The organism is Neorhizobium sp. LMR1-1-1.1 (assembly GCF_040675795.1).
In the GTDB taxonomy this organism is placed as follows: Bacteria; Pseudomonadota; Alphaproteobacteria; order Rhizobiales; family Rhizobiaceae; genus Neorhizobium; species Neorhizobium cellulosilyticum.
The window spans coordinates 782009-799016 of record NZ_JBEGHE010000001.1 but is presented as its reverse complement, the minus strand read 5'-3'; the positions used below and the strand labels follow the sequence as shown (position 1 = coordinate 799016).

Sequence of the window (17008 nt, the reverse complement as noted above, 5' to 3'; positions counted from 1 at the left end):
CATGACAGACACCCTCATCCGCGGACGCCTCCTGTCCTTCAAGCGCGCGCCTCAGTCTCTGACCGATAGCGACAGCTATCTTTACGAAGATGACGGCGGCCTGCTGGTCGATGCCGACGGAAAGATCACCGCGGTGGGGGATTATGCCAGGGTGAAGGCCGCCGCGCCGGAGGATGTGGTCGAGATCGACCATCGGCCACATCTGATCCTGCCGGGCTTCATCGACACCCATGTGCATTTTCCGCAGATGCAGGTCATCGCCTCCTATGCCGCGAACCTGCTTGAATGGCTGAACACCTATACGTTCCCGGAGGAATGCCGCTTCGTCGAGAGCGAGCATGCGACGCGCATCGCCACACATTTCTACGACGAGTTCCTGCGCCATGGCACGACGACGGCCGTCGCCTATTGCTCCGTCCACAAGACCTCCGCCGACGCCTTCTTTGCCGAAGCCCTGAAGCGCAACATGTGCATGGTCGGCGGCAAGGTGATGATGGACCGCAACGCCCCGCAGGGCCTGCTCGACACGCCGGAAATGGGCTATGACGAGACCCGCGCGGTGATCGAAGAATGGCACGGCAAGGGCCGTAACCACGTCGCCATCACTCCCCGCTTCGCCATCACCTCGACGCCGGAGCAAATGTCGGCGACGCAGGCGCTGGCACAGGAATTCCCGGACCTTTTCATCCAGACGCATCTGTCGGAAAACCGCGAGGAAATCCGCTATACCTGCGAGCTTTATCCGGAAGCGAAGGACTATACGGACATCTACGCCCGTTATGGCCTGCTCGGGAAAAAGACCCTGCTCGGCCACGCAATCCATCTGTCGGAGCGGGAAATGGATGTCCTGTCGGAAACCGGCAGCATCGCCGTGCACTGCCCGACTTCGAACCTCTTCATCGGGTCCGGCCTGTTTCCGCTGCGGCCGATGACACGCCGCGAAAAGCCGGCGCGCATCGCAGTCGCCACCGATATCGGCGGCGGCTCCAGCTATTCGATGCTGAGAACCATGGACGAGGCCTACAAGATCCAGCAGATTTTGGGCGAGCGGCTGAACCCGCTCGAAAGCTTCTACATGATGACCAGGGGCAATGCCGAGGCGCTGTCGATGGAAACCGATATCGGCACGCTGGATCTGGGCTCCGTGGCCGACCTCGTCATCCTCGATGCAGCCTCCACGCCGGCGATGAAACTGCGCATGGAAACGGTAAGCACGCTGCCCGAAGAACTTTTCCTGCTGCAGACCATGGGCGACGACCGTGCCGTGGTAGAGACCTATGTGGCCGGCAAGGCGATGAAGAGCGGGCTTGTTGCACCCAATTCGGGAGCATGATTTTCTCAATGCGAATAATCTCCCGCCGCACGCTGAGACTATTTGCTGAAAGCCCCAAGGGCCAGAAGGGCGGCCCGGCATTGAAAGCCGCGCTGGATACCTAGTTTCATGAAATACAAAAAGCTGAATGGCGGTCAACCGCCGACATAAAGAAGCAATACGCACATTCCAGCATCATCAATGCGGAGCGTATCGTCTTCAACATAAAGGGAAACGACTACAGGCTAATTGCTGCGGTGGACTTTAAGGTGGGAGCAGTCTGGATCAAATGGATCGGCACCCATCGCGACTACGACCATATCGATGCTGCAACGGTGGAACATGAGTGAGCTGAAACCCATCCGCAACGAAGCCGACTATGACGACGCAATGGCTTTGTTGAAAACCCTATGGGGTGCAGAGATCGGCACGCCCGAAGGCGATAAGCTTGACCTGCTTGTAACGCTTATTGATGATTATGAAAGCCTTCATCATCCGATCGATCTTCCCGACCCCATCGATGCCATAATTTTCCGGATGGAGCAGGAGAATCTGACGCGCAAAGATCTTGAACCACTGCTCGGCAGCCGCGGCAGGGTGGCTGAAATTCTCAATCGCAAACGACCGCTTTCTCTCGACATGATCCGCCGCTTGCATGCCGAACTGGGAATTCCGGCCGAGATTCTGATCCGGCCCATTCGAGCGACAAAAGACGCGGCCTGAGCGGCTAATCACCTTCGTGGCCCGACGCTCATACGAGGCCATAAAATGCCGGAACGGCATAGAATTCGTCTTCCTTCGTCTCTCCCATATGCTACCTGTCTGATATCAATTTCAGGAGGAACCGATTATCATGTCCAAGCCGCTTACCATCGCCGATCTGAAGACAATGGCCCGTCGCCGGGTGCCTAAAATGTTCTTCGATTATGCCGATAGCGGCGCATGGACCGAAGGTACCTACCGCGCCAACGAGGATGATTTTTCGAAGATCAAGCTGCGTCAGCGCGTGCTGGTCGACATGACCAACCGCTCGCTGGCGACGACCATGGTCGGGCAAGATGTCTCGATGCCTGTCGCGCTCGCACCAACGGGCTTGACCGGCATGCAGCATGCCGATGGCGAAATGCTGGCAGCCAAGGCCGCGGAAGAATTCGGCGTGCCCTTCACCCTGTCGACCATGAGCATCTGCTCGATCGAGGATGTGAAATCAGTCACCAGCAAGCCCTTCTGGTTCCAGCTTTACGTGATGAAGGATCGCGGTTTCATCGAGCGCCTGATCGGTCGCGCCAAGGCGGCCGGTTGCGGCGCGCTGGTCGTCACAGCCGACCTGCAGATTTTGGGCCAGCGCCACAAGGACCTGCGCAACGGCCTTTCCGCTCCGCCGAAATGGACGCTGAACAGCGCGTTCCAGCTGGCCACCAAGCCATTCTGGTGCCTGGACATGCTGCAGACCAAGCGCCGCGGCTTCGGCAATATCGTCGGCCATGCAAGCAATGTCTCCGACCTCTCCTCGCTTTCGGCATGGACGGCCGAACAGTTCGACCCGCGGCTTTCCTGGGACGACATCCGCTGGATCAAGGACCTGTGGGGCGGCAAGCTGATCATCAAGGGCATTCTGGACGAGGAAGACGCACGTGCTGCCGCCGATACCGGCGCTGACGCCCTGATCGTCTCCAACCACGGTGGCCGCCAGCTCGACGGAGCCCCGTCCTCGATCTCGATGCTGCCAAAAATCGTCGATGCGGTCGGCGACCGGATGGAAGTGCATTTCGATGGCGGCATCCGCTCTGGACAGGATGTGCTGAAGGCCGTGGCCCTCGGCGCCAAGGGCACCTATATCGGCCGCCCCTTCCTCTATGGCCTTGGTGCCATGGGCAAGCCGGGCGTGACGACGGCGCTCGAAATCATCCGCAAGGAGATGGACATCACCATGGCGCTTTGCGGCAAGCGCGATATCAAGGATTGCGGTACGAACATCATCGCCTCGTCGCCCTTCTGATTTGGGATAATGCCCAAAGCCGTTTAGTATGCCTTCTCGATGCAGCGGGGGCTGAATGAGCGGCTTTGGGCGGTATTTTGCAGCGGCGATCATGACTGCCGCGATGCTTTGCGGAGAGAGCGTCTCTGCGGCTGAAAATAGCGACACCAGGCGCGAAGAAGCGGCCTGCCTCTACGAGAGATCTGTCGGCGGCAAGCCGGTCTGCATCCGCAAGGATTTCTTCAATACGGATCTTTGCAGCGCGATCGAAAGATCGGCCAATAGCCACGCCATTCCACCCGACTTCTTCGCGCGTCTTATCTGGCGCGAAAGCCTGTTCCGCCCCGAAGCCGTCAGCCATAAGGGGGCGGAAGGTATCGCGCAGTTCATGCCATCGACGGCCAGGATGCGCGGCCTCGGCAACAGCTTTCATGTCCTCGACGCGCTGGACGCTTCCGCCGCTTACCTGAAGGAAATGAGCATCCGTTTCGGCAATCTCGGTTTTGCGGCTGCGGCCTATAACGCCGGGGAGAACGGCTTTTCCCGCTTTCTCGCCTCCGACAGACTGCCGATCGAAACACGCGACTATGTCTTTGCCATCACCGGAACGCTGATCGAGACCTGGCGTGACGACCCGCCGGAAATCGCGGCCCCGCCTCTCGACAATGAGCAATCCTTTCAGGAGGCCTGCACGATGCTGGCCTCAACCCGTCGGATGACGGAACCGGTGCTGACCACTTCCGCCGACTGGGCACCCTGGGGCGTTCAGTTGGCAGCCCACCATCGCCCCGCTGTCGTCGACCGGCTGTTCACCCGCGTGATTCTCGGTCTGCCGGCACCGCTGAATGAGGAGCGGGCGCTGATCGTCAGGCAACGCGGCGGCAATTTCGGGTATCGCCCGCGTTATGCCGCAAGGATCGGACGCGAGACGCGGCAGGAGGCGACAAAACTCTGCGCCGCGATCAAGGCTGCAGGCGGTGCCTGTACCGTCTTCAAAAACAGATAGGGCCGCGTCAGCCGCACCAGCCGCCTTTGCCGGCTCCCGGTCGCTTGGCAAGACCTTCATTGACCAGCACGTCGGCGAGCGACCGGCCGTTGCGGGTCACGTCGCGCAGTTGATGCCCGTCAACCGCGGAATTGTTTCCCTGCCAGGTGACGAGTTCGAACGGGCCGGAATCGAGGAAGGCCCGCACCCGAAGTTTCGCATCACTGGCCTTGATCCGCTCAGCCTCGCAACGGGGCTTTTTGATATCCGGGACCTCAATGCCGACAAGACGAATTTTCTGGCCGTGGAACACGAAGCGGTCAGCGGTCACCACGCAATCGTCCTGCTTGGCCGTGCCACAGAGAAAGAATTTGCCTTGATATCCGCCAGCAAGGCTTTCACCGGATTTCGGAGCAGCAGCAGACAGAGAGGCAACCTCCAGCCCCGGCTTGCCGACCGGCGCCGGTGGAATGATCGCGGCAGTCTGGGTCTGATCCGGTGGTCCGACCGGACGTGGTGGAACGGGAGTGACGCCGCGATGTGATGGTGCGGGCTGCGGCTTGGCCACAGCCACCTTTTCCCGCGTCTCTTCCCGTGTGGTCGTGTGAGCTGGCTTATCTGTCGTCAGGCTGGCGACGAACTTCCGGGCCGGTGAAAAATTGTCGTAAAGCGCAATGCCGCCACCGATCGCGACGAGCGCAGCCATCCACGGCCAGAACGAGGATCCAGACCGCGATGGCGCACGTCTGCTGCTCTTGCGTTTCGAGCCTGATTTTGCGCGCGATGGGGCCATGGAATCATCTCCTGTCGAATCGGATAGGAGTATCGGCAGGAAGCCTTGCCGAATGGTTTCCAGAAATAGCCGTGTCCGGATCATCCGGATGTTTTACACACGTCCTGTTGCCAGCGCGCTTGCCCATTCAGCCCGGCCATTGGCGGCAGCGAGTCTCGACATCGCCATGTGGTCATAGGGTACGTTGCGGAAAAGCGGCGCCCAGCCGTGCCCCGTCTTCTCGATCACCGCATAAGAAGCCATGGCGTGGCCGGTTTCCACCTTGTGGTAGAAAGGCGCGTCATCGTCATAGGCAGGTTGGCCGACGCTGCCGGGATTGACGATCAGCCGACCGTCGGACAGCGACACCATGCGCGCAATATGACTGTGGCCGCAGAGAATGAGCGACTGCTCGATGCCCTCCGCCAGCACCTCGATCTCATCTTGAGGGCGCAAGGTGACATGCCCCTGCGGCGAGACCGTCTCCAGCCAATAAAGATTGTCGTCTTTAGGCGTCGCATGGCAGAGGAAAACCTCATCTCGCCAGATCATGCTGAACGGCAGTTTGCGCAGCCAGTCGAAATGCCGGGGCGACATCTGGCGATGCGCATGCGCGTCCGACGCCTCCAGTTGATCGGCAGCCTTCTCGACAAGGTAGCGATCGTGATTGCCGCGCACCGTCCGCTCAGCCTTAAGGTCGAGCAGCAACAGAAGGTCGCCTGTCTGATCCGCCTGAAGCGGCCCGCTGAAACAATCGCCGAGATTGACGATGTCGCGAATGCCGAGCGCAGAGATGTCATCAAGCACGGCTTTCAGAGCCGCACGATTTCCATGAACATCGGCGATCGCAGCAAAACGCATCAACTGCCCCTATAGGTGGAATAGCCGTAAGGTGAGATGAGCAAGGGCACATGATAATGCGCCGTGATATCGGAAACGCCGAAACGGATCGGAATAACGTCAAGAAAAGCCGGCTCGGCAAGGGTGACGCCGTGGGCACGCAGATAATCGCCCGCGTGGAAAACCAGCTCATAGGTTCCGGCGACAAAAGTCTCTCCGATCAGGATAGGTCCGCCATCGACCCGCCCATCCGCATTGGTCTTCACCGACTTGACCGTCGTCCGCGTGGCTCCCTCGATCCGGTAAAGCTCGATCACAAGCCCTTCGGCCGGCTTGCCGCTTGCCGTATCGAGCACATGAGTGGTGAGACCGGTCATAGGCTTGGCTCCAAAATCTGATAGGGCATCTCGAAAAAGAACTCTTCGAGATTGGCGGCGGTATTGTCACGGTCGACAACGAGGAAATCGCTGACCCCGCCGAGCGCCATCAGCGGATGATGCCAGGTATTGGGGAAATAGTTCACCCCCTGATGCGCCGCAGCCAGAAATATTCTCGGCCTCCCCGGTTTGCCATCCACATCATCCGACACGCCGACGAGAAACGGTCGGCCGGAGAGCGGCACGAAACTCTGGCTGCCAAAGGGATGCCGCTCCATCATGCCGACTTCGTAGGGAAACTGCCGGGCCTGCCCACGAAAGATATTGAAGATCAGCCGCTCGGGCGCGCCGACCACCACCGGCTCTGCCAGCGCATGATAACGCTCCGTCGTACCATTATTGATCAGCCGCATCTTCGAAGGATTGGCCTCGATGACATCGCCATAGGGCGCGAAGGCTTCTTGGGTGAGAGGCAGGATTTCGAGAATTTCGGTCAATTCATTCGCCTTGCGCATGCCAATTTTCAACGACTTGCAGCTTTTCCAAAAAGTCAGGGAGCGAGACACGCACTGTCTCCCAGACTATGTTGAGATCTATTTCAAAATAGCCGTGGGCGATACGATTGCGCAGGCCCTGGATCTCGGACCACGGCACTTCGGGATGTTCTTTGAGAAATTCGGGATTTTCCCGGGCCATGCGGACAACGGCTTCACCAAGCATGAGTATGCTCATGCCCACAGCTCTCTGAATCATCAGATCATTCAGAAAAGCTTCGCGATCCACGCCTTCAACAAAGCGACAGGCATCCGCCGTGGCAGTCCGCATTTGATGCAGATACAAGCGTGTTTTGTCTGTCATAAAGGCTTCGCCTCAGCGAGCACGCGGGATCGTATCATGGCCGGCAGATCACCCGGTGTGAGCAAGTCCACCTTGATCCCGCCAAACATCTGCTCCAGCTCGTATTGGAGCCCGCCAAGGCTGAAAAGCGTGCTTCCCGGCAAGGCATCGACGAGGATATCGATATCGCTATCAGGCCCATCCTCGCCGCGGGCGACCGAGCCGAAGACGCGCGGGTTCGCCGCATTGAAGCGTTTCGTCGCTTCGCGGATCGCCTCGCGGTTCTTCTCAAGCACTTCCGACGGTCGCATCGGCACTACTCCTGTCATCACCACTATAGGCGACAGCGAATGTGGAAGAAAGCGTGCCCCTTACCCTTGGGGTAAAAGCGCCAGCAATCGCAGATGCGCGATCCGCTCCACCTGCGCGCAGGCGGTCGCGAACTCTTCCTCGGCGCTGTTGGATATGCGCGTCTCGAAAGCTGCCAGAATATCGTCCTTGTTCAGCCCTTTCACCGCAATGATGAACGGAAATCCGAATTTCGTCGTATAGGCGGCATTCAGGGTCGTGAAGCGGGCGTGCTCTTCGGCGCTCAATCGGTCGAGGCCGGCGCCGGCCTGTTCCTGTTTGCTGTCTTCGGTCAGCTCGCCGGCAATCGCAAGCCTGCCCGCCAGATCGGGATGCGAGCGCAGCACGGCAAGCCGTTCTCCTGCGCCCGCCTTGCGAAACTCCGAGACCATCGCCGCATGCACGCCCTTCGCGGTCAAAGGCACGAAGATAAGGCCGGCATCATAGGCGCGTTCCGCTATGAAAGGCGAATGCTCGAACACGCCGCCGAAGGTCGCGATGAAATCCCCTCTTGCCGTCATGCGGCACCTGCAGGCCGGTGAGCCGGCTTGTGGTGCTCATGCCAGTGTTTTGCGATCTCGATACGCTGCGGAACCCAGACCTTGTCGTGCGACGCGACATATTCCATGAACCGGCGCAGCGCCGCGATACGGCCCGGACGCCCCACGAGACGGCAATGCAGGCCGACCGACATCATCTTCGGGCTGCCTTCCTCGCCCTCGCGGTAAAGCGTGTCGAAGGCATCCTTGAGATAGGCGAAGAACTGATCGCCGGAATTGAACCCCTGCGGCGTGGCAAACCGCATGTCGTTGGTCTCGAGCGTATAGGGAATGATCAGGAACGGCTTGCCATCGCTGCCCGGCACCCAATAGGGCAGATCGTCCGCATAGCTGTCGGAGGAATAGAGAAACCCGCCCTCTTCCATCACAAGCTTCAGTGTATTGTCGGACGGCTTGCCCTGGTACATGCCGTATGGCCGCTCGCCGACAAGCTCGGTGTGCAGGCGCACAGCTTCGAGGATGTGCTCACGCTCCTTGTCGATCGGAAAATCCTTGTATTCCAGCCAGCGGTAACCGTGACTGGCAATCTCCCAGCCTGCTTCCTTCATCGCGGCGACCGCTTCCGGATTGCGCGCCATGGCAAGTGTCACGCCATAGACAGTGCATTGCATCTTCAGTTCGTTAAACAGCCGGAATAACCGCCAGAAACCCGCGCGCGACCCGTATTCGTAGATCGATTCCATATTGAGATTGCGCTGACCGGGCCAAGGAGCCGCGCCGACGATCTCGGACAACAGGTTTTCGGAAGCCGCATCGCCGTCGAGGATCGAGCTTTCACCACCCTCTTCATAGTTGATGACGAACTGCACGGCGACATTGGCGCCGCCGGGCCATTTCGGATCGGGACTGTTTCGGCCGTAGCCGACGAGATCGCGCGGGTAGTCTTTTATGGTTATTGGCATGTTCCACCTCGATTATTTGCGGCAACGGTAGCGCACCGGTTCCGCAGATGTCGAGATGCAAACTTGTCCCCGTGATCAGCCGAGTTGATCAGTTGAGGCGATCATCCTGCCACTCGTGATAGCCCCCGTCGCCGAGACCTATATCGCGCAGCATATATTCGTCGAATTCCAGCTTAGACGCGAATGGCGGCCGCCCGACGGTCGGTTTGGCGGACATGTCGAGCTCGTGATGCCCACGCCAGTGAATATGCGTCAGGGCAGAGAATGCCGTGGATAGTGCCGGAGGAAATGCAAATATAGACATGGAACCTTCTCCTTCATTCGGCCGCCGCTCGTGGCATGCAGGCCTCGCAGATAGCTGCCACGTGCCGGTGATCGGTGCCACAGCAGCCACCCAATACGCACATCGACGGATAACGTGCTCTCAGGCTGCGGTAATGTCGACCGAGCTCCTGAGGATCGCCGATATCGATTTCAGTCGCCTCGTCCAGCTCTGCATGGCTCTTGGAAGAAGCATTGGCGCGCACACCGCCGATCCTGTGCAGCCAGGTATCACCGTCGACGAAAGCCTGTTCGAAGTGGACGGGATGGGCACAGTTGACCATGTAATAGGCGGGACCATTTGCGGTCATGTCATCCGTCATCTCGATCGCTTCCCGCAAGGACATGCCGTTTGCGAGCCTTCCATTCGTCTCGACCGTGAAAGAGATCACGACGGGCAGCCCCGTCTCCCTGGCAGCCCGCACGATACCGATTGCCTCTTCGGTCGTGTTGATCGTCATGGCGCTCAGCATATCAACCGGTGTTTCGGCAAAGGCATCGATCTGATGGGCGTGATAATTTTCCGCCTCGGCAACAGACATCCGGCCCTGCTTGTAGGCGTCTCCCCGCGGCCCGATCACGCCGTTGAGCAGAATGGGCATACCCGGCCTTTGCCATTTTTCCCGCAAGCCAGCGACATAGTCGACGGAGCGAATATTGAGCGCCCAGAGTGCAGCAAGATCATATCCGAGCTTTGCCGCCCAGTCCGGATTGGCCCGCCAGGTCGGCGTATCGAGCAGGAAACCCCGCCCATACTTCCGCGCGAGCGATAGATAGGCCTCATAATAAGCATCCAGCTCGGCGCGCCCGCTGGCATCATCGATGAGCGGGAAGGACGCGAAAAACGGCAGTTCCAGACCACGGTGGAAGATCAGCGTCGTCTCCAGCCCGCCATCGGTCAGATATATCTCTTGCCCCAGATGCGGCAGGCGTTGGCGATCGTTTTTCATCGTCATCTCCTGTGATATGATCGCCGCGGCGCGAAAACAGGCATGTCCCGAAGCTGCAGCTTGCCCGTTTGTTTTGCGCCCGGTGGACGCTTTGATCTACGCGGCTTGCGGTACAGCACGGCAACATATCGAAAACGTGAGCTCGCTCAGGGGGATACCATGTCCCGAAAGACCGAGGATTTGGCCGGGCAAGGCCTGGATGGCGCAAAAACCGTACCTCCGGTACAGTCTTCCTACGCCCGCGTACCGAAAAAGGGTGAAGCAACTCGCGAGCGAATCCTCGAGGTCGCGCAGATATCCGTGCTGTCCAAGGGCTTTGCCGCGACCTCGATCGAAGAAGTCATCGCTGAAGCCGGTATCACCAAGAGCGGTTTTTTCTACCACTTCCACGACAAGAACGAACTCGCCCGCGAGATGCTGCGCCGCTACGTGACCGAGAACGACCGCCTCTTCGACGACATTTTCGACCGCGGGCGAGAACTCGCGGATGATCCGCTGCAGGCTTTCCTGATTGGCCTCAAACTGCTGTCGGAACTGGCGCGCGACCTGCCGGGCGTGCATCCTGGCTGCATCATCGCTTCTATCTGTTATCAGGAGCGATTGTTCGATCGCGAGATCCACATGCTGAACGCCAGCTCTGTTGCCTCATGGAACAGGCGCTTCCTCGGTTATCTGGAAGAGATCGCCGCGGTGCACCCGCCGCAGGAGCCGATAGAACTGAAGGATCTCGCCAACATGCTGTCATGCACCTTCGACGGCGCCATCATCATGTCCAAGGTCCTGAACGATCCGACCCATCTGGAACGGCAGATCCTGAGCTACCGCACCTTCATCAAATTGCTGTTCATCCAGCCGCAGCCGGATCGACCGGTCTGAAGCGGTGCTCAGGCGATCTTGCGGGCTGCCACGCGTCCCATCGGGTGCAGCGAATGAACCTGAAGCGGCGCACCCGGCTCTTCTTCGACGAACAGCGCCAGGTTGGAAACCTCGACCGGCTTCGTCAGATAGGGAGCGAAATAATCCCTCAGGGCCGGTTCGATGAAAATGCCGTCCTTCGGCAGCAGCGGTCCGGTGAGCGCCATGTGGAAACGGAACTCGTCCATTACGTAAGGATGGCCCCAGCGATAGAGATTGGCGAATTGCGGAGCCGAGAGATCGCCCGGATCGCTGCGCTCGAATTCCGCATCCGACAACGGTGCGCGAAATACGTCGAACTCCTGCACGACTGCGCAGGCAAACAGTCGCATCCGTTCACAGGGAATTTCCGGCACAAGGCCGAAGAAATTGCCGAGCCTTGCCACTTCCAGTGGTGGCAACTGGAATGGCTCGTGAGAGCCTGCAAACCGCATCAGGTGCCGCAGCAGCATGGGCTCGCTGATCTCGGGCGCAAGCCGGAAGGGTGCCTTCAATGCAGCGTGAAACCCGCTGCGGCGCGGAATGGCTGTGTGGAAGGAGATCTCGTGAAGACCGACGCCACGAATGGCAGGCGGCTCGGTAGCGTCTCCGGAAAAGGCGTTACGGCCGAGCCATTGGGACGCGGCGAGCGTCAGCGGATCATGTGCCGGTGGCGTGAAATATATGGCATAGCGCATGCGTCACCTTCTCGTGCATCCCTGTCAAACGCCCTGTTTAATTACGCATTTGCTTATTCAGTCCCTGATCAGGGACGTATGCGATTTGCGTGACAGATTAACGACGAAGATGAAGAAGATTCGCGTTTAGCGCGAAGCGACCGAAAGGTGGTTCTCCAGCAAAAACGATGCAGGAACCGGCATTATCCTGCCGGAAACGGCATCAAGCGCAGCCTCGGCCAGAAGATGCGCCACTCCGAAACTGACCTTGAAGCCACCCGTCAGCGCGATCACGTTCGCGTTGTCCGGATGCGGCCCGACCATCGGGTCGCGATCAATCGCCTTTGGGCGCAGGCCGGCCCATCGTTCCACAACCGGAGCATTGCTGAGCGACGGCACCAGCGCCCTCGCCTTTGCAACGAGATCCTCAAGCTGATGATCGGTGGAGTACGGTTCGTCAAAAGCCTCCTCGCTGGTGCTGCCGAGCGCGATATCGCCATTGTCATGCGGCACGAGATAGAGACCGTTGAGATAAAGAAGCGGCAGGTCCGGATCGGCCCCGGCCCTCAGCAGTGCCGCCTGTCCCTTGACCGGCTGGCCGATCGGTTGCGGCAGCGGATCGGACAAGCCCTCGATCAGCGGAAAAGCCTGATGGCCGGCAGCCACGATGCAGGCGCCGAAGGCGATGCTCGTCCCATCGGCAAATTCCACACGGCTCGATGCGCCGTCGATGCGCGAGGCTGAAAGCCCCTCCACCACGGTAACGTGACGGCCGGCATTGAGGCTTGCACCGAGCGCCTCGGTCAGCTTGCGCGGCGAGACCCTGGCGGCGAAAGTGTCATGCACGATTCCGGCCTCGCAGAACGAGGCATCCGGCCAGCCGGGATGCGGTGTCTGGTCGGCAACATGCCAGTGAAAGCGACGACCGGCCTGATCCCAGTGTGTGGCCGCGTCTTCGGAATGGCGAAACGCGATCGCCCGCAGATGCGATTTCGGCAACGGGATCAGGCGACCGGTGCGGCAATAACCGCATGAAAGCCCCGTATCGGCCTCGATCTGCGCCACCTCGTCCTCAAGGGAAAGCAGCGCGTCGAACTGGAACTGTTTCTTGTCGTTCCACTTGTCCGGCATATGCGGCATCAGCGCACCGAGCAGCCCGCCGCTCGTGCCGCGCCCAAGCTTTCCGCTGTCGATGAGCACGGTTCGGATACCAAGCCGCTCCGCCTTTACCGCCGCCCACAGGCCCATGATGCCGCCGCCGAGAATGACCAGATCGGCAGAAGCAGGCAGGGTTGTCGCGCCACGCGCAGAGCCGATAGTCCGCTCTCCAGATTGACCGCCGGCGCCAGCCGGATTATCCGCATTGCTCATGAGCGACAATCATCCCGAATTGAAGACAGTTGAGGGCGAAAGCCCGGCATTCCAGACACTCGACTGGCACGAAGGCGATATGCCGTATTCCCAGGAATTTGGCGATCACTTTTATTGCCGCACCGACGGGCGGCTGGAATGCGGCCACGTCTTCCTTTCCGGAAATGGACTGCCGGAGCGATGGGAGACAATGTCTCCGACCGGAGATGGATTTCGTATCGGCGAACTCGGTTTCGGCACCGGCCTGAATTTCTGTGAGACCTGGCGGCAGTGGAAACTCACGCGCAAGCCGGGCACGCATCTGCACTTCACCTCGTTCGAACTCTATCCGATGAAGCGCGACGAGATCGAGCGCGCCCTGTCCCGCTGGCCGGAAATCGATGCTGAGCGGCAGGCGCTTGTTGCGGCATGGCCGGACGAGCCGACGGGGCATGTCATGCTCGAACTCGACGACCAGACCCGCCTGACCGTCGTCTGCGGCGCGGCACTCGATGGCGTCACGGCGGCGGAGCCGGATTTCGATGCGTGGTTCCTCGACGGCTTCGCCCCGTCGCGCAATCCCGCCATGTGGTCGCCCGAACTGATGCAGGTGCTGTTTGATCGCACCAGACCGGGCGGCGGCTTCGCCACCTATGCCGCTGCGGGCTTCGTCCGTCGCAACCTCGGCGCCGCCGGCTTCATCGTCGAACGCCGTTCCGGTTTTGCCGGCAAGCGCGAAATGCTCTGCGGCACGCGGCCCAATCTCTCGTCCGCGGTCGACTGATCCCGGAAACTCGAAATTCCGCAACCGATCCTCTATCCGAAGAGCGCATATCGGTTTGACTGAAAACCGACAAAGGAACGCAGATGTCGATCACTGTACAGAAAACAATCCCCGCCGCGCGCATGCGCCAGTTCCACCAGATGGTCGATCGCTGGCTTCAGGAAGGCCCGATCAAACTCGCGACCAATGCCACGCTGACTGCAATGGACAATGCGGGCATCCCGCAGGGTGAACAGGTGGCGATCCTTGAGGACAGGGATATCATCATGAAGCACAACATGCGCCTCGGTCTGATCAGTGAAGTATTCGCACCAGCCATCGAAAAGGCAGTGAAATCGTCCCGGTCGGGAAGCGAAGCGCAGGATGAGGTCGCTCGACTGATCGTCACCGCGGTTGGTATCCGTCAAGATGACGAAAGCGAACTCGTCACATTCAACTTCGCCACGCAAAGCGAGGCAGATACATTCGATGGGTCAATCTGACGGCATAGCGGCCAGTGCCTCTCAATTCTGTCGAGAACCAGGATGAATGTTGAGACCGAAGGCAAGTGCGCGTCGCGAGCTACAGGTTGGTGGTCTTGACCACCACGGCATCGGTTGAGACTTTTTTACCTTCGCATCGCAAGACATTGTGAAAATGATACGAGGGAGATTAAGTTTGAAAAACGCAATTTTGGTTTTCGCTGGATTGCTGGTCAGTTACTCGACGGCAGCGGCCCGGGAAATACCGTCTCATTCAGTGCTGAGCAAGGAGCAGTTTCTGTCCTACGCCGCAAGCGCAGTCGTTGCAGGCATGTACTGCGGAAAACTCGAATTAAACGGCGATTTCTTCTTGGGATACGAATACGCTACCGGAGTTTATCCGCCCCTAGATCCTGCTTTCAGGGCTGAGATGGCAAAGATCGAGAAGGATGCCAGAAGCGATCTCGATAATTACTGCAAGACAGCACGGCTGATGTTCTACAAGGGCAACAAACCGAAGCCTCTGGCGGGCCCTTTTCTGGTGGACAAGCCGTGACAGCACCTTCTGATGAGCGCAATTGTGCGTTGCCTCCGAAGCTTCTCCGATCTGACTGGCGACCGCCGGCCTTGCTGCCACTCGCTCCTGACATCGCCTGAAGTCAGCAAAGCCCCATCACCCGCACATAGCAGCTATTCGCAATGAGCACCTGCATCCTTCTGCCGCAGGGGCCAAACAGGTGCCTGTGTTCAACATAGGAATTTCAGCATGTCATTGAAGCTTAACGTGATCATCGGCAGCACACGTCCAGGCCGCGCAGGCCCGGCCATTGGCAAATGGGCCGCCGAACACGCAACGAAACACGGCAAGTTCGAAGTCGAACTGGTCGATCTCGCCGATTTCAACCTGCCGCTTCTCGACGAGCCGAACCACCCGCGCATGCAGAAATACGAGCATGAGCACACCAGGCGCTGGGCTGCCAGCGTCGCATCCGCCGACGCCTATCTGTTCCTGACGCCGGAATATGACTATTACCCCAATGCCGCGCTGATCAACGCACTGCAGGTTCTGTCGCTCGAATGGTCGTTCAAGCCTGCCGGCGTTCTGAGCTACGCCCACGTCTCCGGCGGCCTTCGTGCCGCCCAGGAACTGCGCATGCTGATCTCCAATCTCAACATGATGCCGATCCCGCAGACGGTTCCGATCCCCTTCTTCACCAACTTCATCGACGAGCAGAAGGTATTCAACCCGACCGCCCCGATGAACGAGGGCCTGAACGCAGCACTCGACCAGCTGGCAACGTGGGCAACGGCCCTGAAGACCGGCCGCCAGGGCTGAGCCGTTTAAAAGCTGCAAAGCATTCAAAGGGGAGCCGTCACATCCGGCTCCCCTTTTTGATTGTTTTGTTAGGTTCTGCAGACCGGAGCCATATTGAGGCCACATCCCTTTCCTTTTTGTCGCACTGCAACATTTTCAGGCTACTAGGCTGGGGTAGCCGATGCCAACGGGAGACGATCTTATGGCGAAAGCCGAGCAGGGATACCGTATCGCATGCCTGGATGGCTTACGCGGCCTGGCAGCACTCTGGGTGCTGGTCGGACACGCTCACATTCTGACGGGTTTCCGCATACCCATCATCGGCGATCCCGACCTCGGCGTCGACCTGTTCGTCATGCTCTCCGGCTTCCTGATGGTGTTTCACTATCAGCTTCGGAAGAAGAAGGAGCCTTGGGAGGCGCCGGGCACATGGTCCGCCTTCTGGATCAGGCGCTTCTTCCGCATCGCCCCGCTCTATTACGTCATGCTTTTCGCAGCATTGGCGCTCGGCCCGATGATCTATGACGCCCGCTCGACGATCGACGCCTTCAATGCCGTTCCGCCGCAGCCAGCAGCCCGCTATATCGACGACAGCCTCACGAACTACCTGCTGCACCTGAGCTTCCTTTTCGGCCTCAGCCCGACATACGGCTATCGGACGGCACTGCCGGACTGGAGCATCGGGCTGGAAATGCAGTTCTATGCGGCCCTTCCCTTCATCATGATCATCGTTGGCCGGCTCGGCTGGGTCAGATCCATGATCGGTGTCGTCGCGGCCGGCATCGCCACCGTCTATGTCGTCACAAGGATCGGCTATCATTTCCCGATGCCGACTTTCCTGCCGCTCAAGATGCATGTCTTTGCCGCCGGCATGTTGCTCGCGGCAGCGCTCGACTTGAGCAATCGGCGTGCCTTTGCCTATGCGGCGCTCGCCTGCCTGTTCGTGCTCATTCCGGTCGGCGGCGTGATGAACCCGATGCACGAAATCGTCCGTCTGGCACTGGTCGCCGTCTTTTTCGCGCTTGTCCATGCGCACCGCCTGCCGGCAGCAATCTCCAGCGCGGCAGAGAAGCTGTCGAACCATCTCGGCAACCGGTTCTTCCACACGCTCGGCGAACTGTCCTTCGGCGCTTATCTTGCCCACCTGCTGATCATGCAGCCGGTCGTAGCCTTCCTGATCCGGAATTTCGAAATGAGCGATCCGACACGATGGCTGGTGACGCTGGTCATCACCCTCCCCCTCACCTATGCAGTGGCGGCGATTGGTTACAGTCTGATCGAAATGCAGGGGTCAAAGATCGGCAGAAGCCTGACCCGGCCGCGGACCGCCGCGGCCTGATCATCT

23 protein-coding genes are annotated in these 17008 nt (G+C 59.4%); 11 read left to right on the top strand and 12 right to left on the bottom strand.

Features of this window, described 5'->3' with window-relative positions:
- Position 1 precedes the first annotated feature (1 nt).
- The 5 genes from guaD (at position 2) to MRBLMR1_RS03695 (ending at position 4296) form a co-directional block, all read left to right on the top strand.
- Positions 2-1333 carry a guanine deaminase gene (guaD, locus tag MRBLMR1_RS03715; RefSeq protein WP_148145712.1) on the top strand — a complete coding sequence of 444 codons (1332 nt, stop codon included), beginning with the start codon at positions 2-4 and terminating at the stop codon, positions 1331-1333.
- Between the two features lie 113 nt (positions 1334-1446).
- Positions 1447-1662: a type II toxin-antitoxin system HigB family toxin gene (locus tag MRBLMR1_RS03710; RefSeq protein WP_500064032.1), complete on the top strand. Its 216-nt coding sequence runs from the start codon at positions 1447-1449 to the stop codon at positions 1660-1662.
- Entirely contained in the window at positions 1655-2035 is a 381-nt protein-coding gene (locus tag MRBLMR1_RS03705; RefSeq protein ID WP_148145713.1) for a helix-turn-helix domain-containing protein, read from the top strand. The genes MRBLMR1_RS03710 and MRBLMR1_RS03705 overlap by 8 nt, the downstream gene beginning before the upstream one ends.
- 130 nt (positions 2036-2165) lie before the next feature.
- A complete protein-coding gene (locus MRBLMR1_RS03700; RefSeq protein ID WP_148145714.1) occupies positions 2166-3311 on the top strand; it encodes an alpha-hydroxy acid oxidase in 1146 nt (381 codons plus the stop codon).
- A 55-nt stretch (positions 3312-3366) separates the two neighbouring features.
- Positions 3367-4296: a lytic transglycosylase domain-containing protein gene (locus MRBLMR1_RS03695; protein WP_500063671.1), complete on the top strand. Its 930-nt coding sequence runs from the start codon at positions 3367-3369 to the stop codon at positions 4294-4296.
- Between the two features lie 7 nt (positions 4297-4303).
- Here the strand turns inward: MRBLMR1_RS03695 and MRBLMR1_RS03690 are convergent, their stop codons facing one another.
- The 10 genes from MRBLMR1_RS03690 to MRBLMR1_RS03645 all read right to left on the bottom strand — a co-directional run bounded on the left by MRBLMR1_RS03690 (position 4304) and on the right by MRBLMR1_RS03645 (position 10182).
- A complete protein-coding gene (locus MRBLMR1_RS03690; RefSeq protein WP_148145715.1) occupies positions 4304-5068 on the bottom strand; it encodes a hypothetical protein in 765 nt (254 codons plus the stop codon).
- A gap of 93 nt (positions 5069-5161) precedes the next feature.
- Positions 5162-5908, bottom strand: a complete 747-nt coding sequence (locus tag MRBLMR1_RS03685; RefSeq protein ID WP_148145716.1) for a metallophosphoesterase family protein — start codon at positions 5906-5908, stop codon at positions 5162-5164.
- Entirely contained in the window at positions 5908-6264 is a 357-nt protein-coding gene (gene uraH, locus MRBLMR1_RS03680) for a hydroxyisourate hydrolase (RefSeq protein ID WP_148145717.1), read from the bottom strand. Before uraH ends, MRBLMR1_RS03685 begins: the two co-directional genes overlap by 1 nt.
- Positions 6261-6761 carry an ureidoglycolate lyase gene (locus MRBLMR1_RS03675; protein ID WP_148145938.1) on the bottom strand — a complete coding sequence of 167 codons (501 nt, stop codon included), beginning with the start codon at positions 6759-6761 and terminating at the stop codon, positions 6261-6263. Before MRBLMR1_RS03675 ends, uraH begins: the two co-directional genes overlap by 4 nt.
- Before the next feature lies 1 nt (position 6762).
- On the bottom strand, positions 6763-7122 hold the full coding sequence (locus tag MRBLMR1_RS03670) for a HepT-like ribonuclease domain-containing protein (protein WP_148145718.1): 360 nt from the start codon (positions 7120-7122) through the stop codon (positions 6763-6765).
- The gene (locus MRBLMR1_RS03665) at positions 7119-7412 is read right to left on the bottom strand and encodes a nucleotidyltransferase family protein (RefSeq protein ID WP_148145719.1); all 294 of its coding nucleotides are present in this window, start codon (positions 7410-7412) and stop codon (positions 7119-7121) included. The genes MRBLMR1_RS03670 and MRBLMR1_RS03665 overlap by 4 nt, the downstream gene beginning before the upstream one ends.
- Positions 7413-7472: 60 nt before the next feature.
- Positions 7473-7970, bottom strand: coding sequence for a 2-oxo-4-hydroxy-4-carboxy-5-ureidoimidazoline decarboxylase (uraD, locus tag MRBLMR1_RS03660; protein WP_148145720.1), 498 nt, complete (start codon positions 7968-7970; stop codon positions 7473-7475).
- Positions 7967-8911 carry an allantoinase PuuE gene (gene puuE, locus MRBLMR1_RS03655; protein ID WP_210297826.1) on the bottom strand — a complete coding sequence of 315 codons (945 nt, stop codon included), beginning with the start codon at positions 8909-8911 and terminating at the stop codon, positions 7967-7969. The genes uraD and puuE overlap by 4 nt, the downstream gene beginning before the upstream one ends.
- Positions 8912-8999: 88 nt before the next feature.
- Complete coding sequence (locus tag MRBLMR1_RS03650) at positions 9000-9215, bottom strand: hypothetical protein (RefSeq protein WP_500063667.1); 216 nt, start codon at positions 9213-9215, stop codon at positions 9000-9002.
- 13 nt (positions 9216-9228) lie between these two features.
- A complete protein-coding gene (locus tag MRBLMR1_RS03645; RefSeq protein WP_183685225.1) occupies positions 9229-10182 on the bottom strand; it encodes a homocysteine S-methyltransferase family protein in 954 nt (317 codons plus the stop codon).
- 159 nt (positions 10183-10341) lie between these two features.
- On the opposite strand from MRBLMR1_RS03645, the gene MRBLMR1_RS03640 reads away from it, so the two are divergent.
- On the top strand, positions 10342-11058 hold the full coding sequence (locus MRBLMR1_RS03640; RefSeq protein ID WP_148145723.1) for a TetR/AcrR family transcriptional regulator: 717 nt from the start codon (positions 10342-10344) through the stop codon (positions 11056-11058).
- Positions 11059-11066: 8 nt separating this feature from the next.
- On the opposite strand, the gene MRBLMR1_RS03635 is transcribed toward MRBLMR1_RS03640, so the two are convergent.
- Together MRBLMR1_RS03635 and MRBLMR1_RS03630 are read right to left on the bottom strand one after the other, a co-directional pair.
- Positions 11067-11774: a DUF1045 domain-containing protein gene (locus MRBLMR1_RS03635; protein ID WP_148145724.1), complete on the bottom strand. Its 708-nt coding sequence runs from the start codon at positions 11772-11774 to the stop codon at positions 11067-11069.
- Positions 11775-11900: 126 nt separating this feature from the next.
- Positions 11901-13124, bottom strand: coding sequence for an FAD-dependent oxidoreductase (locus tag MRBLMR1_RS03630; RefSeq protein ID WP_148145725.1), 1224 nt, complete (start codon positions 13122-13124; stop codon positions 11901-11903).
- Here MRBLMR1_RS03630 and mnmC2 point away from each other — a divergent pair.
- From mnmC2 to MRBLMR1_RS03605, 5 genes are all read left to right on the top strand, one after another.
- Positions 13123-13887 (top strand): tRNA (5-methylaminomethyl-2-thiouridine)(34)-methyltransferase MnmC2, encoded by a 765-nt coding sequence (mnmC2, locus tag MRBLMR1_RS03625; RefSeq protein WP_148145726.1) that lies wholly within the window; start codon positions 13123-13125, stop codon positions 13885-13887. The two genes, MRBLMR1_RS03630 and mnmC2, sit on opposite strands and share 2 nt — an antisense overlap.
- Positions 13888-13970: 83 nt before the next feature.
- Entirely contained in the window at positions 13971-14369 is a 399-nt protein-coding gene (locus MRBLMR1_RS03620) for a hypothetical protein (protein WP_183685226.1), read from the top strand.
- Positions 14370-14544: 175 nt separating this feature from the next.
- Positions 14545-14904, top strand: coding sequence for a hypothetical protein (locus MRBLMR1_RS03615; RefSeq protein WP_500063663.1), 360 nt, complete (start codon positions 14545-14547; stop codon positions 14902-14904).
- A gap of 210 nt (positions 14905-15114) precedes the next feature.
- Entirely contained in the window at positions 15115-15684 is a 570-nt protein-coding gene (locus MRBLMR1_RS03610; RefSeq protein ID WP_148145728.1) for an NAD(P)H-dependent oxidoreductase, read from the top strand.
- A 181-nt stretch (positions 15685-15865) separates the two neighbouring features.
- Positions 15866-17002: an acyltransferase family protein gene (locus MRBLMR1_RS03605; RefSeq protein ID WP_148145729.1), complete on the top strand. Its 1137-nt coding sequence runs from the start codon at positions 15866-15868 to the stop codon at positions 17000-17002.
- Positions 17003-17008: the final 6 nt, after the last annotated feature.

Coding starts and splice junctions, on each gene's coding strand:
- MRBLMR1_RS03610 (WP_148145728.1), top strand. CDS start 15,115: ATGTCATTGAAGCTTAACGTGATCATCGGCAGCACACGTCCAGGCCGC.
- puuE (WP_210297826.1), bottom strand. CDS start 8,911: ATGCCAATAACCATAAAAGACTACCCGCGCGATCTCGTCGGCTACGGC.
- MRBLMR1_RS03650 (WP_500063667.1), bottom strand. CDS start 9,215: ATGTCTATATTTGCATTTCCTCCGGCACTATCCACGGCATTCTCTGCC.
- MRBLMR1_RS03640 (WP_148145723.1), top strand. CDS start 10,342: ATGTCCCGAAAGACCGAGGATTTGGCCGGGCAAGGCCTGGATGGCGCA.
- MRBLMR1_RS03630 (WP_148145725.1), bottom strand. CDS start 13,124: ATGAGCAATGCGGATAATCCGGCTGGCGCCGGCGGTCAATCTGGAGAG.
- MRBLMR1_RS03605 (WP_148145729.1), top strand. CDS start 15,866: ATGGCGAAAGCCGAGCAGGGATACCGTATCGCATGCCTGGATGGCTTA.
- MRBLMR1_RS03620 (WP_183685226.1), top strand. CDS start 13,971: ATGTCGATCACTGTACAGAAAACAATCCCCGCCGCGCGCATGCGCCAG.
- MRBLMR1_RS03685 (WP_148145716.1), bottom strand. CDS start 5,908: ATGCGTTTTGCTGCGATCGCCGATGTTCATGGAAATCGTGCGGCTCTG.
- MRBLMR1_RS03705 (WP_148145713.1), top strand. CDS start 1,655: ATGAGTGAGCTGAAACCCATCCGCAACGAAGCCGACTATGACGACGCA.
- mnmC2 (WP_148145726.1), top strand. CDS start 13,123: ATGAGCGACAATCATCCCGAATTGAAGACAGTTGAGGGCGAAAGCCCG.
- MRBLMR1_RS03665 (WP_148145719.1), bottom strand. CDS start 7,412: ATGCGACCGTCGGAAGTGCTTGAGAAGAACCGCGAGGCGATCCGCGAA.
- MRBLMR1_RS03670 (WP_148145718.1), bottom strand. CDS start 7,122: ATGACAGACAAAACACGCTTGTATCTGCATCAAATGCGGACTGCCACG.
- MRBLMR1_RS03700 (WP_148145714.1), top strand. CDS start 2,166: ATGTCCAAGCCGCTTACCATCGCCGATCTGAAGACAATGGCCCGTCGC.
- MRBLMR1_RS03635 (WP_148145724.1), bottom strand. CDS start 11,774: ATGCGCTATGCCATATATTTCACGCCACCGGCACATGATCCGCTGACG.
- MRBLMR1_RS03645 (WP_183685225.1), bottom strand. CDS start 10,182: ATGAAAAACGATCGCCAACGCCTGCCGCATCTGGGGCAAGAGATATAT.
- MRBLMR1_RS03695 (WP_500063671.1), top strand. CDS start 3,367: ATGAGCGGCTTTGGGCGGTATTTTGCAGCGGCGATCATGACTGCCGCG.
- uraH (WP_148145717.1), bottom strand. CDS start 6,264: ATGACCGGTCTCACCACTCATGTGCTCGATACGGCAAGCGGCAAGCCG.
- MRBLMR1_RS03690 (WP_148145715.1), bottom strand. CDS start 5,068: ATGGCCCCATCGCGCGCAAAATCAGGCTCGAAACGCAAGAGCAGCAGA.
- guaD (WP_148145712.1), top strand. CDS start 2: ATGACAGACACCCTCATCCGCGGACGCCTCCTGTCCTTCAAGCGCGCG.
- uraD (WP_148145720.1), bottom strand. CDS start 7,970: ATGACGGCAAGAGGGGATTTCATCGCGACCTTCGGCGGCGTGTTCGAG.